Origin of the sequence: Variovorax nitratireducens (assembly GCF_051216545.1) — a bacterium.
In the GTDB taxonomy this organism is placed as follows: Bacteria; Pseudomonadota; Gammaproteobacteria; order Burkholderiales; family Burkholderiaceae_C; genus Variovorax.
Genome location: NZ_JBPJZO010000003.1, coordinates 136,299 through 153,965, shown reverse-complemented (window position 1 = coordinate 153,965; position 17,667 = coordinate 136,299). Strand labels below are relative to the sequence as shown.

Sequence of the window (17,667 nt, the reverse complement as noted above, 5' to 3'; positions counted from 1 at the left end):
CCGTGAGCCGTGAGGGTGAGCCGTGAGGGAGAGCGACGGGCGCTGGGCGCCGGGGGTAGGCCGCTGGCGGCGGGTGGCCCCTTCCGCGAATGTCCCCCGCCTTCGGCTCCTCCTTTATTTCGCTGCAGGGGCCACCCACCACCAGCGGCCTTGGGCACGCTCTGCATGTTCAGTGCGAAACGGTCACATCGCTTCCAGGATCAGGGCGGTGGGGCGCGCTGCGCAGCGAAATAAAGGAGGAGGCCGCAGGCCGGGGGACATTCGCGGAGCAGCGTGCCCCGCCGCCCTGAGCCCGCCCCGGATCTCTCCGCCCCGGACCCTCAGCGCCCTCGCCCCGCCCGACACCTCGGCGCCCCGGAACTCCGCGCCCTGTTCCCGCCCCGGGAATCCCACGCGCGTGATCCCGCCCCGGAACCCCAGCGGTCAGATCAGCGTCGGACGCTGTGAATGCAAGACCGCATCAGACGCCCAGCAGCGCAGACAGGGCTTCGGGGGCCGCAGCCAGCGCGCCCGATTCCGATGCAAGCACGATGCGGCCCTTTTCCATCACGGCCGCACGGTCGGTGTGTGCCAGTACCTTGCGCCAGTCGCGGTCGACGATCAGCGTTGCGATGCCGGTCGCGCGAATGTCGGCGATCACGCGCCAGATTTCCACCACCACCAGCGGCGCCAGCCCCTCGGTGGCCTCGTCGAGAATCAACAGGCGCGGATTGGTCATGAGCGCACGGCCGATCGACAGCATCTGCTGCTCGCCACCCGAGAGCTGCTGGCCGCCGTGTCCGAGCCGCTCGGTCAGACGCGGAAAGGTCGCCATGACGCGATCGAAAGTCCAGGCGCGCTGGCCGTCGATGCCGGCACGCGCGCTCATCACCAGGTTCTCGCGCACCGACAGGTTCGGAAAGATGCCACGGCCCTCTGGCACGTAGCCGATGCCGCGCCGCGCCATCTTTTCGGGTGCCCAGCCCGTCACGTCCTCGCCATCGAGCTGCACGTGGCCGGCCGCGGGCCGCACGTAGCCCATCAGCGTGCGGATCAGCGTGGTCTTGCCCATGCCGTTGCGTCCGAGCAGGCCGACCGAGGTGGCTGCCGGCAGTTCGATATCCACGCCGCGCAGGATGTGGCTGTCGCCGTAGTAGGTGTTGAGGTTCTCGACTTTCAGCATCTCAATCCTCCTCGCCCAGATAGGCGGTGCGGACGTCCGCGTTGTTGCGGATCGTTGCCGGATCGCCGGTCGCGATCACCGTGCCGTTGACCATCACCGTGATGCGGTCGGCAATGCGGAACACCGCGTCCATGTCGTGTTCCACCAGCAGGATCGCGTGCGATGTCTTGAGCCGCGTCAGCAGCGCCAGCATGCGTTCTGTTTCTTCGGCGCCCATGCCGGCGAGCGGCTCGTCCAGCAGCAGCACGCGTGGCCGCGTGGCAAGGCACATCGCGACTTCGAGCTGGCGCTTGGCGCCATGGCTCAGCGTGCCGGCAATGCGCTGCGCATCGGCCTCGAGGCCGGCTGCGCGGAGGGCTTCATCGGCCGCCGCGTTGCTCACGGCGCAGCCGCGCGAGGCCTGCCAGATGGCCCACGGCCGCGGCGCTGCGGCCTGTGCCGACAGGCGGCAGTTCTCGTGCACGGTGAACTCCGGAAAGATGGTGGTGCGCTGGTAACTGCGGCCGACGCCTTCGCGCGCGCGGCGCGATTGCGCACGCGTGGTGATGTCGTCGCCTTCGAGCGTGATGCGCCCGTCGGAGGCGGCGATCTCGCCCGAGAGCATGTTGATCAGCGTCGACTTGCCCGCACCGTTGGTGCCGATCACCGCATGCACCTCGCCGCGATGCAGGTCGAGCGTTACCGCGCTCACGGCGACCAGGCCGCCGAAACGGCGGGTCAGGCTGTTGACGGCCAGCAGGGCACTCATGCTGCACTCCTCGGCGCGAGACGCGCCGCGATGCCGATCAGGCCCTTTGGCAGCAGCGCGACGAACGCGATGATCGCGAGGCCCAGCGTCAGCTGCCAGTGGTCGGCCAGCGGCCCGACGAAGGCCTGCGTCGACAAAAATTCCTTCAGCAGCGTGAACGCCACCGCGCCGATCACCGCGCCGCGCAGGTGGCCCAGCCCGCCGAGGATGATCATGAGCAACACCTCTCCGGAGTTGTGCCAGGCCAGCAGCTCGGGGTTGACCACGCCGTCGCGCGCCGCCACCAGAAAGCCGGCCAGGCCGGCCAGCGCACCCGCCAGAACGAAGGCCGCGAGCTTGTAGCCATAGACCGGAAAGCCGGCCGCGCGCATGCGCTGCTCGTTGACGCGGATGCCGGCCAGCGCCGCGCCGAAGCGCGAGCGCCGGATCAGCGCGAGCAGGCCGTAGGTGGCCACCAGCGCGGCGAGCACCGCATAGAACTGCACGCGCCGGTTCTCCATGTCGAGCGCGCCGAGCACCGGTCTCACGTACATGTAGATGCCGTCGCTGCCGCCGCCGACCTTGGTGTCGTGGAACACGAAATACGCCATCTGCGCGAAAGCCAGCGTGACCATGATGAAGTACACGCCGCGCGTGCGCAGGCTGAGCGCGCCGACGACCAACGCGTACGCTGCGGCCGAGCCCATCGCCAGCGGCAGCAGCCATGCAATGGAGCCGCCCTCTGCACCGGAGCCCAGCACCGTGGCGTAGGCGCCGATGCCGTAGAACGCGGCATGGCCCAGGCTCACCAGCCCGGTCATGCCGACCAGCAGTTCGAGGCTCAGCGCAAAGATGGAGAGGATCATCACCTTGACGATGAAGTCCGACAGATAGGGGCTCAGCGCCGGCCCAAGCAGCGCGAGCACGATGGCGCAGAGCAGCGGCAGAAAGTGGTTGAGGCGGCGCATCATGCTTTACGTCCCATCAGGCCTTCGGGGCGCCAGATCAGCACGATCGCCATCAGCACGTACACCCCCATGCCGCTCAGCTCGGCGAAGAAAACCTTGCCGAAGGTGTCGACGAAACCCACCAGCAGCGACGCGACCAGCGCACCGGTGATCGAGCCGATGCCGCCGATCACGACCACCACGAAACAGATGATCAGCACGCTGCTGCCCATGCCCGGGTAGACCGAGGACATCGGCGCCGCGATCATGCCGGCGAGTGCGGCCAGCGCCACGCCGGCCGCGAACACGATGCGGTAGAGCCGGCGGATGTCGATGCCGAGGCCGCGCACCATGTCGCGGTTGCTGGCGCCGGCGCGCACCATCATGCCGAGCCGCGTGCGGTTCACCACCAGGTAGAGGCCGATCGCCAGCGCGATGCAGGCAGCCGAGGCGAACAGGCGATACCACGGGTAGCTCATCAGGTCGCCGAGCGCGAAGCTGCCTTCGAGCCAGGGCGGCGCCTTGACGCCGTGCACGTCATTGCCGACCAGCAGCGAGCGCAGCTCCTCGAACACCAGGATGAGCCCGTAAGTCATCAGCACCTGCTGCAGGTGGTCACGCTGGTAGAGGTAGCTGAAGAAGACCCACTCCAGCAGGTAGCCGAACACCGCGGCCAGCACCACGCCGGCCGCAAGCATCACGATGAACTGGTCGCCGAACAGCGGCGACAGCGCGAACGCCATGTAGGCGCCCAGCATGTAGAAGCTGCCGTGCGCCAGATTGATGATGCCCATGATCCCGAAGATCAGGGTGAGGCCCGACGCGACCAGGAAGAGCAGGAGGCCGTACTGAACCGAGTTCAGGCATTGGACGAGAAAGGTGCCGAAATCCACGTTGTGGTCATCCCAGTAGGCTTGAGGAACCGGGCGCCAGGCGCCCGTGATGTTCGAGTGACACCGCGGAACCGGCTTTGCCGGGCCGCTGGTGTCGCCCCCTCGAGGGGGGAGTCGAGCTACACGAAGTGAGCGAGGGACGGGGGTGTGCTTACATCTTGCATCCACGGGCCGGATCGGCCAGGCTCTTGCTCGCGATGCTGACCATCTTGTTTTCCTTGCCCTCGACCTTGCGCAGGTAGATGTCCTGCACCGGGTTGTGCGACTTGCCGATCGAGAACGGGCCGCGCGGGCTGTCGATCTTCGCCTTCTCGATGGCCGAGGCGAACTCGGCTTTCTTGCCGATGTCGCCCTTGACCGCGGCCAGGCCGATGCCGAGCATCTGCGCCGCGTCGTAGCCCTGCACCGCATACACGTCGGGCTGCAGCTTGAAGGCCTTGGCATAGGCGGTGCGGAAAGCGGTGTCGCGCGGCGTGTTGAGGCCGTCGGCATAGTGCAGTGTGGTGAGCATGCCTTGCGCCGCCTCGCCCTGTGCGTCGAGCGTGCCGTCGGTCAGGAAGCCGGGGCCGTAGAGCGGAATGGTCTTGTTGAGCCCGGCCGCGGCGTAGTCCTTGACGAACTTGACTGCGCCGCCGCCCGCGAAGAAGGCGTACACCGCATCGGGCTTGGCGGCCGCGATCTCGGTCAGCAGCGCCTGGAACTCCACGTTCGGAAACGGCACGTTCAGTTGCTTGGTGACCTGGCCGCCGGCCTTCTCGAAGCCTTCCTTGAAGCCGGCGACCGACTCGTCGCCCGCCGCGTACTTCCAGGTGATGGTCATGGCCTTCTTCTTGCCCTGCTGCTTGGCCGCGACCTCGCCCATCGCGAAGGCCGGCTGCCAGTTCGAGAACGAACTGCGAAAGATGTTCGGCGCGCACATCGGGCCCGTCACGGCGTCGGCGCCGGCGTTCGGCACGATCAGCACGGTGCCGCTCTCCTTGGCGGCCTTGGCCATGGCCATCGCCACGCCGGAGTGCACGGTGCCGACGATCACGTCGACGTTGTCGCGCTTGATCAGCTTGTTGACGTTGTCGGTGGCCTTGGCCGGATCGGACTCGTCGTCGACCTTGATGTACTCGATCTCCCGGCCGCCGAGCTTGCCGCCTTGTTCCTCGACGCGCAGCTTGAAGCCGTTCTCGATCGCCACACCGAGCGCGGTGAAGGTGCCACTGTAGGGCAGCATGAGACCGACCTTCAGCTTGCCCTGCTGGGCATGGCCCAGCGTGGCGATGCAGGCCAGGGCGAGGGCGGTCAGGGTGGTGCGTGCGATGCGGTGGCTCATGGTTCTTGTCTCCGGTGGTGGTCGATGAATGAAACTGTCGCGACTATTGCCTGTTCCGGCCGGTCGCGATGTGGGGAATGCCCGCAGTCGGGCAATTCGAGCAGCTGCGTTTGCGGCGTATGCCGCGCAATGCCGCGGATCTGTTCCAGCGTGCCGTACTCGTCGTCCACGCCCTGCATCGCGAGCACCGGGCAGCGGATCGTAGCGAGCTCGGCCTCGATGTTCCATTGCCGGAACGGCGGGTGAAGCCAGATGCGGTTCCAGCCCCAGAAGGCCGAGTCGGCGCTGTCGTGGTAGCGGCCGAGCTTGTCGGGCAGGTCGGTGCCGACGTAGGCCATGCGTGCCACTTCGATGTTCGCGACGGTCACGTCTTCCACGAAGATGTGCGGCGCCAGCACCACCAGGCCCGCGACGCGCTCGGGAAAGCGCGCTGCGTACAGCAGCGAGATCGAGCCGCCGTCGCTGTGGCCGAACAGCCAGGGGGTCTCGATGCCGAGCGCGTCGAAAAGCGCCGGCAACACCTCGTGCGCCTGGCGGTGCATGAAATCGACGTCCCAGGTCTCGTCGGCATCCCGCGGGGTCGAGCGGCCGTAGCCGGGGCGCGAGAACACCAGGCCCCGAAAGCCGCCGGCCTCGCACAGTCGCTGCGGGAAGTCCTTCCACATTGCGACCGAGCCGAGCCCCTCGTGCAGGAACACCACCAGCGGCGCCGCGGTGCGCTCCGGCGCGATCCACGCGCACTCGATGCGCACCTCTCGCTCCCGCCACCGGATGGCGGTGAACTCCGGCGCGGGGCTCATGCAGCCCGCTCCCGCTCGCGCAGGCGAAAGCGCTGGATCTTGCCTGTCGCGGTCTTCGGCAGTTCGTCGACGAACTCGATGAAGCGCGGGTACTTGTAGGGTGCCAGCCGCTCCTTCACGAAGGCCTTGAGTTCGTCGTCGCTGGCGGATTGGCCGGCCTTCAGCACCACATAGGCCTTGGTCTTGGTCAGGCCGTCCGCGTCTTCCTTGCCGATCACGGCGGCTTCGAGCACGGCAGGGTGCAGCATCAGCGTGGATTCGACCTCGAACGGCGACACGTAGATGCCGCTGACCTTGAGCATGTCGTCGCTGCGCCCGGCGTAGGTGTAGTAGCCGTCCGCGTCGCGCGAGTACTTGTCGCCGCTGCGCGTCCAGCCGTCCTGGAAGGTGTCGCGCGTCTTTTCGGGGTTGCCCCAGTACATCAATGCGGCGCTCGGGCCCTTGATGAACAGGTCGCCCACCTCGCCGTCGGGCACGGGCCGGCCGTCTTCGCCGCGAAGTTCGATCTCGTAGCCCTCGACCGGGCGGCCGGTGGTGCCGTAGCGGATGTCGCCGGGCCGGTTGGAGAGGAACACGTGAAGCATCTCTGTCGAGCCGATACCGTCGATGATCTCGCAGCCGAAGTGCGCCTTGAAACGCTGTGCGATCTCGCCCGGCAGCGCCTCGCCGGCCGAAGAGCACATGCGCAGCGCGACCGCCTCGCGCGCCGGCAGCGAGGCTGAAGCGAGCATCCCTGCGAAGCCGGTGGGCGCGCCGAAAAATACGGTGGGCTTGACGCCGTCGCCGCTCGGGGTGGCACCCGTCCAGCGCCGGAAGGTGGCATCGGGCGTCGGGCGCTCGGCCATGAGCACCACGCTCGCACCCACCGACAGCGGAAAGGTCAGGGCGTTGCCCAGGCCGTAGGCAAAGTAGAGCTTGGCGGCCGAAAAGCAGACGTCGCTTTCCGTCAGGCCGAGCACCGGGGTGCCGAACAGCTTTTCCGTCCACCAAGGGTTGGCGTGCGAGTGCACCGTGCCCTTGGGCCGGCCGGTCGAGCCGGACGAATAGAGCCAGAAGGCGTGGTCCCCGGGCGCTGTCATGGCGGGCGCTGCGAGCGGTTCGGCGGCCGCGATGGCCGCGCTCATGTCCAGCGCGTTGTCCGGCAGCGTCCCGGTCGGCTGCGACACGATAAGCCGCTTGAGCGCGTTCGGTGCCTTCGCCATGGCCTGCAGCAGCACGCCCGCCAGCGCGCCTGAGACGAGCGCGGCCGTCGCGCCGCTGTGCTCCAGCATGTAAGCGTAGTCGTCGGCCGTCAGCAGCGTGTTGACCGCGACCGGCACGACGCCCGCGTAGAGGCATCCGAGAAAGCTCACCGGCCAGTCGGTGCTGTCCAGTTGCAGCAACAGGACGCGGTCTTCGCGCTGGATGCCCGCCGCCAGTAACACCGAGGCGAAGCGCCGGGCACCCTCCTCAAGCCCGCCGTAGCTCAGCGTGCCGCGGTCGTCGATGTAGGCGATCTTCCGGGCGCGCCCGCGGTTGAGCGCAAACAGGTGTTCGGCGAAATTGAAGGTTGAGGGCAGGCTCATCGGTGTCTCCGGGGGCTTTTTGTTTGAGCGTGCTGTCAGCTTGCCGTGCCCAGGCGCGCCAGAACCTCTGGGCTGGCCTGGATCGCGCTGCGGCGGTGATAGAAATCAAGGGCGCGCAGGCCGCCCAGTTCGGCGCCGCCGCCGGCGCGGCCCGGGCCACCGTGCAGCGACATGGGCATCACGTTGCCATGGCCCGTGTGGGTCTTGGCCACGGCAGGCGTGATCACGTGGACACGTCCGTGGCTCGCCGCGACCTGAATCGCGGCCTGGCCCAGTGCCGCATCGTCTGCGCCATAAAGCGATGTCACGAGCGATCCCTGGCCACGATGGGCCAATGCCACCGCGTGGTCGATGTCGCGGTAGGGCAGCAGCGTCGCGACCGGGCCGAACACCTCGATCTCGTGCACCCGTTCGGCGCCGTCCGCGTCGCGCGTGCCGAGCAGCACCGGCCCGATACAGCAGGCCACGGCGGGGTCGGCGTCGACCAGCGGTGCCTGGCTGCCGTCGTAGAGCACGCCGGTTTGTGCCTTCAGCACCTCCAGGCCTTCGCGCACGGCATTCAGCTGCGCACGACTGACGAGCGAACCCATCCGCACGGATTCGTTGCGCGGATTGCCGACGGTGATGGCCGCGAGCTTGGCACCGATCGCTTCGGCCACGGCGTCGTAGTGAGCGGCCGGCACCATCACGCGCCGGATCGCGGTGCACTTCTGGCCCGACTTGACCGTCATCTCGCGCACCACCTCGCGCACCAGCAGGTCGAAGGCTTCCGAGCCCGGCGCTGCATCGGGCAACAGCAGCGCCGAGTTGAGGCTGTCGGCCTCGATGTTCGCGCGCACCGAGTGCTTGGACACGGCCGGGTGCGAGCGAATCACCGCACCGGTTTCCGCCGACCCGGTGAAGGAGACCACGTCGAACACCTGCAGTTGATCCATCAGCCCTTGCGAACTTCCACAGATCACCGACAGTGCGCCGGCCGGCAATACGCCGGCGTCGACGACGTCGCGCACCATGCGCTGGGTCAGCCATGCGGTCGAGGTGCCGGGCTTGACGATGACCGGCACGCCCGAGAGCAGGGCGGGCGCGGCCTTTTCCCAAAGACCCCAACTCGGAAAGTTGAAGGCGTTGATCAGCAGCGCCACGCCAGGCGTCGGAACCTGGATGTGGCGGGACTGGAACACCGGCTCCTTGCCGAGCTTGACGGCGTCGCCGTCGGCCAGCACCCGGACGTCGCCCAGCGCCTCGCCCCATCGGGCGTACTGGCCCAGCGTGAAAATTGCGCCATCGATGTCGACGGCCGAGTCGTTCTTCACCGTACCCGAGTTGGCCGTTGCAATTTCGTAGTAGAGGTCGCGGTTGGCTTGCAGCACCTTCACGATGGCGCCCAGCAGGGCCGCACGTTCGCGGTAGGTCAGTGCGCGGAGCGCAGCGCCGCCGGTGTCCCGTGCGAAGCCGAATGCACTGGCCAGGTCAAGGCCAGTCGCGTCGACGCGTGCCAGTTCGGTGCCCAGCACCGGATCAAAAAGCGGCACGCCTTCGCCGCTGCCCGCTTGCCAGCGGCCGGCGACGAAATTGGGAAGAAGTTCGGTCATGAAGATGTTGATTCGAAAGCCCGGAATTCAGGCGCGGGTGAACTGGATCTGCCCTTCGGGCAGGAGGTAGAGGACGAGCGCGCGGCCCGAGGCCACGGTCGGGTGGTGCGCGCTGCCGGGCGGGTAGACGCACCAGCCGGCTGGGCGGTGGTCGAAGGTGGCCTCGCCTTCGAGCGGCATGATCAGGTCGATCTCGCCGTTCGGGTGGCTGTGGTGCGGGCCGGCGATGTCCTGCATGTCGACCACGTCGACCGAAAAGCGGTGCAGCGCATCCTCTGCCTTGAAGACGCGTCCGTACCGGATGCCGCCGCCTTCGCGCTCGCACAGCCAGCCCTCGGCGACGCCGTCGATGCAGGCCTGCTTCAGGTTTTCGAATGTGGGGGTTCCGGCGCCGTGCCGGGCGTTGAGCCACTGGTCGAGTGCAGAGTCGAGCGGCCGGTCGGCAATCTCGGCCGTCAGGGCCGAGACGAGTTGATGAAATGCTTCTTTGGACATCGTGAGTGGGCGATCTTTGTGGGGTGAGAATTTGCTGCGGGCTTGCGGTATGGCGTCGCGTGCAGTATCTTGCCTGTTGAGAAACGATACGCAGGCCCTTAAGTCGTGTCAAGCAATATAGTGCATATATGGCGTTTACCCTGAGGCGCCGGCACGCAGTCAAGGAATGGACATGAACGAGCGAGCCGACGCGGTCATCAGCGTCGCGGAAGAAGTCAAGAACCCGCTGCTGATGGCACTGGGCGAGCGGGTTCGCAACCTGCGCGCACGCCGCGGCCTGACGCGCAAGGCGGTGGCGCTGACGGCCGGTGTGTCCGAGCGGCACCTGGCCAATCTGGAATACGGGATCGGCAATGCGTCGATCCTGGTGCTGCAACAGGTCGCCAACGCGCTGCAGTGTTCCCTTGCGGAACTGGTCGGCGACGTGACCACCAGTTCGCCGGAATGGTTGTTGATCCGTGAAATGCTGGAGCGTCGGGGCGAGGCGGATTTGCGCCGGGTGCGGGTCGCGCTGGGCGAGCTGCTCGACTCGGCTTCGAGCGACCCTGCGCGGCACCGACGCATCGCCCTGATCGGCCTGCGCGGCGCGGGCAAGTCTACGCTCGGCCAAATGCTGGCGGACGACCTCGAAGTGCCCTTTGTGGAACTGAGCCGGGAAATCGAAAAGTTCGCCGGCTGCAGCGTGCGCGAGATCCACGATCTGTACGGCACCAATGCCTACCGCCGCTACGAGCGGCGGGCGCTCGAGGAGGCCGTGCAGATCTACGGCGAGGTCGTGATCGCCACCCCGGGCGGCATCGTCTCGGATCCGGCCACCTTCAACCAGTTGCTGACGCACTGCACCACCGTGTGGCTGCAGGCGGCGCCCGAGGAGCACATGGGCCGCGTCGCTGCGCAGGGCGACACGCGCCCGATGGCCGCGAGCAAGGAGGCAATGGACGATTTGCGCCGGATCCTCACGGGCCGTGCGGCCTTCTACTCAAAGGCGGACATCACCATCGACACGTCCGGGCATGGCCTCGCCGAAAGCTTTCAAACCTTGCGCTCCGCCGTGCGCGAGCGCCTGATGCCCTCGCACTGACGCCGCCCGCCGGCCGCGGCTGTAATAAATCGATGCGAGGGTTGACACGCTCGAAAACATGCAAGATGATGCATGTTCTGGCGGTAACCCGGCCAGTCAAATGCAATATGTTGCTTCAATTCGCCGCACAGGAGACTCGTCATGACTGAAATCGCCACCGCCCCGGCCTCTGTGGACTACCGCACCGACCCCACTCAATACCGCCACTGGAAGCTCAGCGTCGACGGCGCCGTGGCGCGCCTGTCGCTCGATATTGCGGAGGACGGCGGCATTCGCCCCGGCTACAAGCTCAAGCTCAACAGCTACGATCTGGGCGTCGATATCGAACTGAACGACGCGTTGAACCGCGTGCGCTTCGAACATCCCGAAGTCCGCTCGGTCATCGTGACGAGCGGCAAGGACCGGATCTTCTGCTCGGGTGCCAACATCTTCATGCTGGGCGTTTCGAGCCACTCCTGGAAGGTGAACTTCTGCAAGTTCACGAACGAAACCCGCAACGGCATCGAAGACACCTCCAAACATTCCGGCATCAAGTTCCTGGCCGCGGTCAACGGCGCATGTGCCGGCGGCGGCTACGAGCTGGCCCTGGCTTGCGACGAGATCTACCTGGTGGACGACCGGTCGTCGGCGGTGTCGCTGCCCGAGGTGCCGTTGCTGGGTGTGCTGCCCGGCACAGGCGGCCTGACCCGCGTCACCGACAAGCGCCACGTGCGCCACGACCTTGCCGATATCTTCTGCACCAGCGTGGAAGGCGTGCGAGGCCAGCGCGCGGTCGACTGGCGCCTGGTCGACGCCGTGGTCAAGCCGGCTCAGTTCGCGGCGACGGTTCAGCAGCGCGCGGTCGAACTGGGCCAGGCCAGCGATCGTCCGCAAACGCCTGCGGGCACCCAGGGTGTTCAGTTGACCCGCATCGAACGCGAGGACAGCGAGAACGCTTTGCGCTACCGGCATGTGCAGGTCGAAATCGACCGGGCATCGCGCTCGGCGACGTTCACGGTTCATGCACCGGTCGGCGCACAGCCGGCCGACATCGCCGCCATCGAGGCAGCCGGCGCCACCTGGTGGCCGTTTGCGATGGCGCGGGAACTCGACGACGCGATCCTCTCGATGCGCACCAACGCACTCGACATCGGCACCTGGCAGCTCAAGACCAAGGGCGACCCGGCCGCGGTGCTCGCCAGCGACGCAACAATGCTTGCCAACCAGGATCACTGGTTCGTGCGCGAGACGATCGGCTTGCTGCGCAGAACCTTCGCGCGCCTGGACGTCTCGTCGCGCAGCCTGTTCGCCCTGATCGACTCCGATTCCTGTTTCGCGGGCAGTCTGGCCGAGCTGGCCTTCGCAGCCGACCGGGCCTACATGCTGGCGCTGCCCGACGACCCGGAGCATGCACCGACCCTGTCGCTGAATGCCTTCAACTTCGGCCAGCTGGTCATGGTCAACGACCAGAGCCGCCTGCAGCGCCGCTTCTATGAAGAAGAAGGCCCGCTGGAGGCCGCCCGTGCCAGCTTCGGCAAGGCGTTGAACGCAGACGAGGCGCTCGCCCTCGGCCTTGTGACCGCGGCGCCGGACGACATCGACTGGGCCGACGAGATCCGCATTGCGCTCGAGGAACGGGCCGCCATGTCGCCGGATTCGCTGACTGGCCTCGAGGCCAACCTGCGCTTTGCGCAGCGCGAGAACATGAACACCCGCATCTTCGGCCGGCTGACCGCATGGCAGAACTGGATCTTCAATCGTCCGAACGCCGTGGGTGAAAAGGGCGCGCTCAAGGTCTACGGCACCGGCGAGAAGGCCGGGTTCGACTTGAATCGGGTATGACCCCCAGTCTTCGCGCACTTCGTGTCGCTACGCCAACCCCCTTGCAGGGGGCAACGCTGGCGGCCCGGCAAAGCCGGTTCCGCGGCGTTTCCCGAACAGACAACTCTCTAGCAACCAAATCGATAAAGGTTCCGTCATGAGCACGATCAACTACAGCGAGAAGATTCCCAACAACGTCAATCTCGGGGAAGACCGCACGCTGCAGCGCGCGCTCGAAGGCTGGCAGCCGAACTTCATCAACTGGTGGGATGACGTCGGCCCCGACGGTTCGACCAACTACGACGTGTACCTGCGCACCGCGGTCAGCGTCGACCCGCAGGGCTGGGCGCAGTTCGGCCACGTCAAGATGCGGGACTACCGCTGGGGCATTTTCCTGAACCCGGGCGATGCCAACCGCGAGATCCATTTCGGCGACCACAAGGGCGAGAAAGCCTGGCAGGACATCCCCGGCGAACACCGCGCGAACCTGCGCCGCATCATCGTGACGCAGGGCGACACCGAGCCCGCATCGGTCGAGCAGCAGCGGCACCTGGGCCTCACGGCGCCCAGCATGTACGACCTGCGCAACCTGTTCCAGATCAACGTCGAAGAAGGCCGCCACCTGTGGGCCATGGTGTACCTGCTGCACAAGCACTTCGGCCGCGATGGCCGCGAAGAAGCCGAAGCGCTGCTGCAACGCACCTCCGGCGACGAGAACAACCCGCGCATCCTGGGCGCCTTCAACGAGAAGACGCCCGACTGGCTCGCGTTCTTCATGTTCACCTACTTCACCGACCGCGATGGCAAGTTCCAGCTGTCGGCGTTGGCGGAGAGCGCCTTCGATCCGCTGGCACGCACCACCAAGTTCATGCTGACCGAGGAAGCGCACCACATGTTCGTCGGCGAGAGCGGCGTCTCGCGCGTGCTGTCGCGCACCGCCGCAGTGATGAACGAACTCAAGACCGACGACCCGCAGAAGGTGCGCGCGGCCGGCGCGATCGACCTCGGAACGATCCAGCGCTACCTGAACTTCCACTACAGCGTGACGATCGACCTGTTCGGTGCCGACCAGTCGAGCAATGCCGCGACCTTCTACAGCACGGGCCTGAAAGGCCGCTACGAAGAAGGCAAGCGGACGGACGACCACATCCTCAAGGGCCAGACCTACAAGGTGCTCGAGGTGCAGAACGGCCAGCTCCTCGAGAAGGACGTGCCGATGCTCAATGCGCTCAATGAAGTGCTGCGCGACGACTTCATCAAGGATTCGGTGGCCGGCGTGATGCGCTGGAACAAGGTGCTGGAAAAGGCGGGCATCCCGACCAGGCTGATCGTGCCGCACAAGGCGTTCAACCGCCAGATCGGCGCCCTGGCCGGCATCCGGATGGCGCCGGACGGCCGCGTCGTGAACGAGACCGAATGGGCCGCGAAGAAGAACGAATGGCTGCCGTCGCCGGACGACTTCGCCTTCGTCGCTTCGTTGATGGGGCGTGTGGTCGACCCCGGCAAGTTTGCGGGCTGGATCGCGCCGCCGGTCATGGGCATCAACCGGCAGCCGGTCGATTTCGAGTACGTGCGCTTCGGCTGACCGGTATTGGGGTATTGCCCCTTCCCCCGCTGGGGGAAGGCAGGGATGGGGGCCAGCGGCGTGACCACGACAAGCGCGGCGTGCCCCCACCCAACCCTCCCCCGGAGGGGGAGGGCTTCAGGAGAACAACATGGACATGGTCATTGAAGCCGGGGTGATCAAGCAGCACCTGATCGATCCCGAGATCTGCATTCGCTGCAATACCTGCGAAGCAACTTGCCCGGTCAATGCGATCACGCATGACGACCGCAACTACGTGGTGCGCGCCGACGTGTGCAATGGCTGCATGGCCTGCATCTCGCCATGCCCCACGGGATCGATCGACAACTGGCGAATCATGCCCGTGGTGCGGGCCTACTCGATCGAAGAGCAACTGACGTGGGACGAGCTTCCGGCCGAACTCACGCCCGAGCAACTCGAGGCAGAAGGCGTCCCGGCAACAGGCCAGGCCGCCGTGCCGGCACCGGCCGCGGCACCGCAGCCGGCGTCGGAGCCCGGTGCGGCTGTTTTCAACTCGGCCCAATACGGCGCCACCAGGCCGCCGTGGTCGGCCGCGCACGCCTACACCAACCTGCATTCCCCGAAGGATCCCGTCACCGCCACGGTGGTCGGCAACTTCAACTGCACCGAAGCCGGATTCGAGAACCAGACGCACCACGTCGTGCTGGACTTCGGTGCGATGCCATTCCCGGTGCTGGAAGGGCAGTCGATCGGCGTCATTCCACCCGGCGTGGATGGCAAGGGCAAGCCTCACTTCGCGCGGCAGTACTCGGTTGCGAGCCCGCGCAACGGCGAGCGGCCCGGCTACAACAACATCTCGCTGACGGTCAAGCGCGTCACCGAAGACCATCAGGGCAAGCCGGCGCACGGCGTGGCCAGCAACTACGTGTGCGACCTGAAGGTGGGGGACAAGGTGCAGGTGGTGGGCCCGTTCGGCGCATCGTTCCTGATGCCCAACCACCCGAAGTCGCACATTGTGATGATCTGCACCGGCACCGGCAGTGCGCCGATGCGAGCCATGACGGAATGGCGCCGCCGCCTGCGCAAGAGCGGCAAGTTCGAAGGGGGCAAGCTGCTGCTGTTCTTCGGCGCACGCACGCAGCAGGAGCTTCCTTACTTCGGCCCGCTGCAGACGCTGCCGAAAGACTTCATCGACATCAACTTCGCGTTCTCGCGCACGCCGGGGCAGCCCAAGCGCTACGTGCAGGACGCGATGCGTGAACGTGCCGCCGATCTCGCCGCCTTGCTGAAGGACGGGCAGACGCATTTCTACGTGTGCGGCCTGAAGAGCATGGAAGAGGGCGTGGTGCTCGCCCTGCGCGACGTGGCGGCCGAGGCCGGCCTCGATTGGGACGCGATTGGCACGGCGCTGCAGCGCGAAGGGCGCCTCCACCTCGAAACCTACTGAACGCGGCCCGCGTCCTATGATCGGCGGCTGCCACCCCGAACATGGAGACACCGATGAGCATCTGGAAAAAGGACATTTCGATTGCAGCCCTGGCAGAGGCCCACCAGAACTCCGCCACGGCGGCTTTGGGCATCGAGTTCCTCGAGGTCGGTGACGACTTCATCCGCGCGCGCGCCCCGGTCGATCGCCGCACGGTGTGGGGCGAAGGGCTGCACAGCGGCGTCAACGTCGTCCTGGCCGAAACGCTCGGCTCCTGTGGCGGGCACTATGCGACGCCGCCGACCCAAAGAGCGGTGGGCTTGAGCATCAATGCCAATCATCTGAAGACGGCCACGTCGGGCTGGGTCACCGGCATCACGCGCCCGCTGAAAAGCGATTCGGAAGGCCAGGTCTGGCAGATCGACATCCGCGACGAAGAGGGCGATCTCGTGTGCGTGTCGAAGATCACCATGGCACTGATGAACGTTCGACCCCGCTGACCTGCGTTTCAGGGGGCGAGTATCACGCGCGCATGCGGCGCGGGGGCATGGAGCAGGGCGACTTCGTCCGCGCGGCGCGTGAGCACGGCGCGCTGGTTCACATAGCCCTTGTCGGTGATCTCCCCGGCATCGGCATTCGGCGGCTCCTCCAGCAGCATCGCGCGGCAAGGGCATTGCGAGGAGCCGCCGCCTTCCACGCGGAAGGCCTGCAGCACCTCCCGGATCTTCTCGGCCACCGCCCCGGCTTCGGCCTGCGCGCACGCGGCCCCCGGAAAGATCAGTGCGCCGATCTCGTCGCGGTCATGGCCGGTGATGACGGCGTCCGCCGCATACGGGGACAGGGCTGAGACCAGCTTCAGGCGCAGGGTTCCCACCGAAACCCAGGTGCCGGTGGTGAGCTTGAAGTCCTCGGCAACGCGCCCGTCGAACATCACGCCGTGCTCCGGGTGCGCCGGGTCGACCAGGTAGCCGGCATCGCCGATCTTGTAGAAGCCGTCTTCGTCGAACGCCGCAGCCGTGAGCTCGGGTGCATTGCGGTAGCCGGGAAAGACCGACACGCCGCGCACACGCATTTCCTGCTTTTCGCCGTTGGGAACCAGCTTCAGTTCAAGGCCCGGCAGCGGCAGCCCGATGCAACCCGCACTGTCGAGCTTGTAGTGGGCACTGGTGACCAGGGGCGAGGTTTCGGTTGAGCCCCACGAGGTGGTCAACCACAAGGGCTCCTCTCGCACCTGCGCCGCGAGCCGTTCGAGGCGCGACCATGTGGACGCAGGCAGGGCCGCAGCGGCGTAGAAGACCAGCAACAGCCGCGAGAAGACGTCGCGCGCCAGCGCGTGATCGGCTTCCAGGAAGGGCAGCAACATGTCCAGGCCACGTGGCACGTTGAAGTGCAGGTTGGGCCGCACGTCGCGCAGATTGCGCACCGTGCGTTCGATCAGTCCCGGTGCCGGGCGGCCCTCGTCGATGTAGAGTGCGCCGCCGTTGCGCAGCACCAGGTTCAGGTTGTGATTGCCGCCGAAGGTGTGGCTCCAGGGTAGCCAGTCGAGCAGGATGGGCTTTTCCGTTGCCAGGAACCGCCAGGTCTGCGCCAGCGTCTGCTGGTTCGCGCAGAGCATCCGATGGGTGTTGATGACGACCTTCGGATGGCCGGTGGAGCCTGACGTGAGCAGGTATTTCGCGTGGTCGTCGCCGGTGACGCCGGCGAACGCGGCCATGACCGCCGGCGTCTCGACCACGTCCAGCAGCGAACGCAGGCTCAACGCGCCGGGCAGCGCGTCGAAGCCTTCGCTCAGAACCTTGATGGCCGGGGTTGCGCAGGCCTGCAGTGCGGGGCCGTAGACCTTGGCGTCGGACGCGTAGACGAGCGAGGGCTGCAACGCGTCCAGGATGCCCTGGACTTTCGAATAATTGCGGGTCAGCCGGCAGTACGCGCTGGAGACCGAGCAAACCGGGATGCCGATGTGCATAGCGGCCAGCATCAGCAGCGCATGGTCGATGGAATTGTCGGAAAGCACCACCACCGGTTGCTGCCGCGGCAGCTTCAGGTCGAGCAGGCCCTGTGCGATGGCGCCCACTGCCTTTCGGAGTTCGCCCCAACTGAGGCGCTTCCAGGCGCCGGTGCCGTCCCGCTCGGCGAGCGCCAGCGCCTCGGGCGTGGCGTGGGCCCACTGCTCGACCCACTCGCCGATGCAGCGCGCGTAGGGGCCCAGCGGTTCCGGCGAGGACAGCACGATGCTGCCGTCGGCGTGGGCAGTGCAGATGGTTCGCGCTGGCGCTACCAGGTCGGGGTTGTCGTAGAGGGCGACCATGTTG

Annotated in this window: 15 protein-coding genes; 5 read left to right on the top strand and 10 right to left on the bottom strand. The window is 66.8% G+C overall.

Going from position 1 to position 17,667, the window contains the following annotated elements; all coding sequences use genetic code 11:
• Positions 1-460 precede the first annotated feature (460 nt).
• The 9 genes from ACSFA8_RS09985 to ACSFA8_RS09945 form a co-directional block, all read right to left on the bottom strand.
• Positions 461-1,162, bottom strand: coding sequence for an ABC transporter ATP-binding protein (locus tag ACSFA8_RS09985; protein ID WP_435479357.1), 702 nt, complete (start codon positions 1,160-1,162; stop codon positions 461-463).
• A 1-nt stretch (position 1,163) separates the two neighbouring features.
• Complete coding sequence (locus ACSFA8_RS09980) at positions 1,164-1,910, bottom strand: ABC transporter ATP-binding protein (RefSeq protein WP_435479356.1); 747 nt, start codon at positions 1,908-1,910, stop codon at positions 1,164-1,166.
• A complete protein-coding gene (locus ACSFA8_RS09975) occupies positions 1,907-2,860 on the bottom strand; it encodes a branched-chain amino acid ABC transporter permease (RefSeq protein ID WP_435479355.1) in 954 nt (317 codons plus the stop codon). Before ACSFA8_RS09975 ends, ACSFA8_RS09980 begins: the two co-directional genes overlap by 4 nt.
• A complete protein-coding gene (locus ACSFA8_RS09970; RefSeq protein ID WP_435479354.1) occupies positions 2,857-3,729 on the bottom strand; it encodes a branched-chain amino acid ABC transporter permease in 873 nt (290 codons plus the stop codon). The genes ACSFA8_RS09975 and ACSFA8_RS09970 overlap by 4 nt, the downstream gene beginning before the upstream one ends.
• Before the next feature lie 151 nt (positions 3,730-3,880).
• Complete coding sequence (locus ACSFA8_RS09965; protein WP_435479353.1) at positions 3,881-5,050, bottom strand: ABC transporter substrate-binding protein; 1,170 nt, start codon at positions 5,048-5,050, stop codon at positions 3,881-3,883.
• A complete protein-coding gene (locus tag ACSFA8_RS09960; protein ID WP_435479352.1) occupies positions 5,047-5,850 on the bottom strand; it encodes an alpha/beta fold hydrolase in 804 nt (267 codons plus the stop codon). The genes ACSFA8_RS09965 and ACSFA8_RS09960 overlap by 4 nt, the downstream gene beginning before the upstream one ends.
• Entirely contained in the window at positions 5,847-7,415 is a 1,569-nt protein-coding gene (locus tag ACSFA8_RS09955) for a benzoate-CoA ligase family protein (RefSeq protein ID WP_435479351.1), read from the bottom strand. Before ACSFA8_RS09955 ends, ACSFA8_RS09960 begins: the two co-directional genes overlap by 4 nt.
• 35 nt (positions 7,416-7,450) lie before the next feature.
• On the bottom strand, positions 7,451-9,007 hold the full coding sequence (locus ACSFA8_RS09950) for a 3,4-dehydroadipyl-CoA semialdehyde dehydrogenase (protein WP_435479350.1): 1,557 nt from the start codon (positions 9,005-9,007) through the stop codon (positions 7,451-7,453).
• Between the two features lie 27 nt (positions 9,008-9,034).
• Entirely contained in the window at positions 9,035-9,502 is a 468-nt protein-coding gene (locus tag ACSFA8_RS09945; RefSeq protein ID WP_435479349.1) for a 4-hydroxylaminobenzoate lyase, read from the bottom strand.
• 172 nt (positions 9,503-9,674) lie between these two features.
• Between ACSFA8_RS09945 and ACSFA8_RS09940 the strand changes: the two genes are divergently transcribed.
• The 5 genes from ACSFA8_RS09940 to ACSFA8_RS09920 all read left to right on the top strand — a co-directional run bounded on the left by ACSFA8_RS09940 (position 9,675) and on the right by ACSFA8_RS09920 (position 15,855).
• Positions 9,675-10,583 (top strand): helix-turn-helix transcriptional regulator, encoded by a 909-nt coding sequence (locus tag ACSFA8_RS09940; RefSeq protein ID WP_435479348.1) that lies wholly within the window; start codon positions 9,675-9,677, stop codon positions 10,581-10,583.
• A gap of 141 nt (positions 10,584-10,724) precedes the next feature.
• Positions 10,725-12,404 carry a 2,3-epoxybenzoyl-CoA dihydrolase gene (boxC, locus tag ACSFA8_RS09935; RefSeq protein WP_435479347.1) on the top strand — a complete coding sequence of 560 codons (1,680 nt, stop codon included), beginning with the start codon at positions 10,725-10,727 and terminating at the stop codon, positions 12,402-12,404.
• 136 nt (positions 12,405-12,540) lie between these two features.
• Positions 12,541-13,968: a benzoyl-CoA 2,3-epoxidase subunit BoxB gene (boxB, locus tag ACSFA8_RS09930; protein ID WP_435479346.1), complete on the top strand. Its 1,428-nt coding sequence runs from the start codon at positions 12,541-12,543 to the stop codon at positions 13,966-13,968.
• Between the two features lie 130 nt (positions 13,969-14,098).
• Positions 14,099-15,376 carry a benzoyl-CoA 2,3-epoxidase subunit BoxA gene (gene boxA, locus ACSFA8_RS09925; RefSeq protein ID WP_435479345.1) on the top strand — a complete coding sequence of 426 codons (1,278 nt, stop codon included), beginning with the start codon at positions 14,099-14,101 and terminating at the stop codon, positions 15,374-15,376.
• A gap of 53 nt (positions 15,377-15,429) precedes the next feature.
• A complete protein-coding gene (locus ACSFA8_RS09920; RefSeq protein WP_435479344.1) occupies positions 15,430-15,855 on the top strand; it encodes a hotdog fold thioesterase in 426 nt (141 codons plus the stop codon).
• Between the two features lie 8 nt (positions 15,856-15,863).
• Here ACSFA8_RS09920 and ACSFA8_RS09915 read toward each other — a convergent pair whose 3' ends face one another.
• Positions 15,864-17,663, bottom strand: a complete 1,800-nt coding sequence (locus ACSFA8_RS09915) for a feruloyl-CoA synthase (protein WP_435479343.1) — start codon at positions 17,661-17,663, stop codon at positions 15,864-15,866.
• Between the last annotated feature and the right edge of the window lie 4 nt (positions 17,664-17,667).

Bases quoted from the DNA above. Each gene is read 5' to 3' on its own strand.
- ACSFA8_RS09985 (WP_435479357.1), bottom strand. From the start codon at position 1,162: ATGCTGAAAGTCGAGAACCTCAACACCTACTACGGCGACAGCCACATC.
- ACSFA8_RS09980 (WP_435479356.1), bottom strand. From the start codon at position 1,910: ATGAGTGCCCTGCTGGCCGTCAACAGCCTGACCCGCCGTTTCGGCGGC.
- ACSFA8_RS09975 (WP_435479355.1), bottom strand. From the start codon at position 2,860: ATGATGCGCCGCCTCAACCACTTTCTGCCGCTGCTCTGCGCCATCGTG.
- ACSFA8_RS09965 (WP_435479353.1), bottom strand. From the start codon at position 5,050: ATGAGCCACCGCATCGCACGCACCACCCTGACCGCCCTCGCCCTGGCC.
- ACSFA8_RS09960 (WP_435479352.1), bottom strand. From the start codon at position 5,850: ATGAGCCCCGCGCCGGAGTTCACCGCCATCCGGTGGCGGGAGCGAGAG.
- ACSFA8_RS09955 (WP_435479351.1), bottom strand. From the start codon at position 7,415: ATGAGCCTGCCCTCAACCTTCAATTTCGCCGAACACCTGTTTGCGCTC.
- ACSFA8_RS09950 (WP_435479350.1), bottom strand. From the start codon at position 9,007: ATGACCGAACTTCTTCCCAATTTCGTCGCCGGCCGCTGGCAAGCGGGC.
- ACSFA8_RS09945 (WP_435479349.1), bottom strand. From the start codon at position 9,502: ATGTCCAAAGAAGCATTTCATCAACTCGTCTCGGCCCTGACGGCCGAG.
- ACSFA8_RS09940 (WP_435479348.1), top strand. From the start codon at position 9,675: ATGAACGAGCGAGCCGACGCGGTCATCAGCGTCGCGGAAGAAGTCAAG.
- boxC (WP_435479347.1), top strand. From the start codon at position 10,725: ATGACTGAAATCGCCACCGCCCCGGCCTCTGTGGACTACCGCACCGAC.
- boxB (WP_435479346.1), top strand. From the start codon at position 12,541: ATGAGCACGATCAACTACAGCGAGAAGATTCCCAACAACGTCAATCTC.
- boxA (WP_435479345.1), top strand. From the start codon at position 14,099: ATGGACATGGTCATTGAAGCCGGGGTGATCAAGCAGCACCTGATCGAT.
- ACSFA8_RS09920 (WP_435479344.1), top strand. From the start codon at position 15,430: ATGAGCATCTGGAAAAAGGACATTTCGATTGCAGCCCTGGCAGAGGCC.
- ACSFA8_RS09915 (WP_435479343.1), bottom strand. From the start codon at position 17,663: ATGGTCGCCCTCTACGACAACCCCGACCTGGTAGCGCCAGCGCGAACC.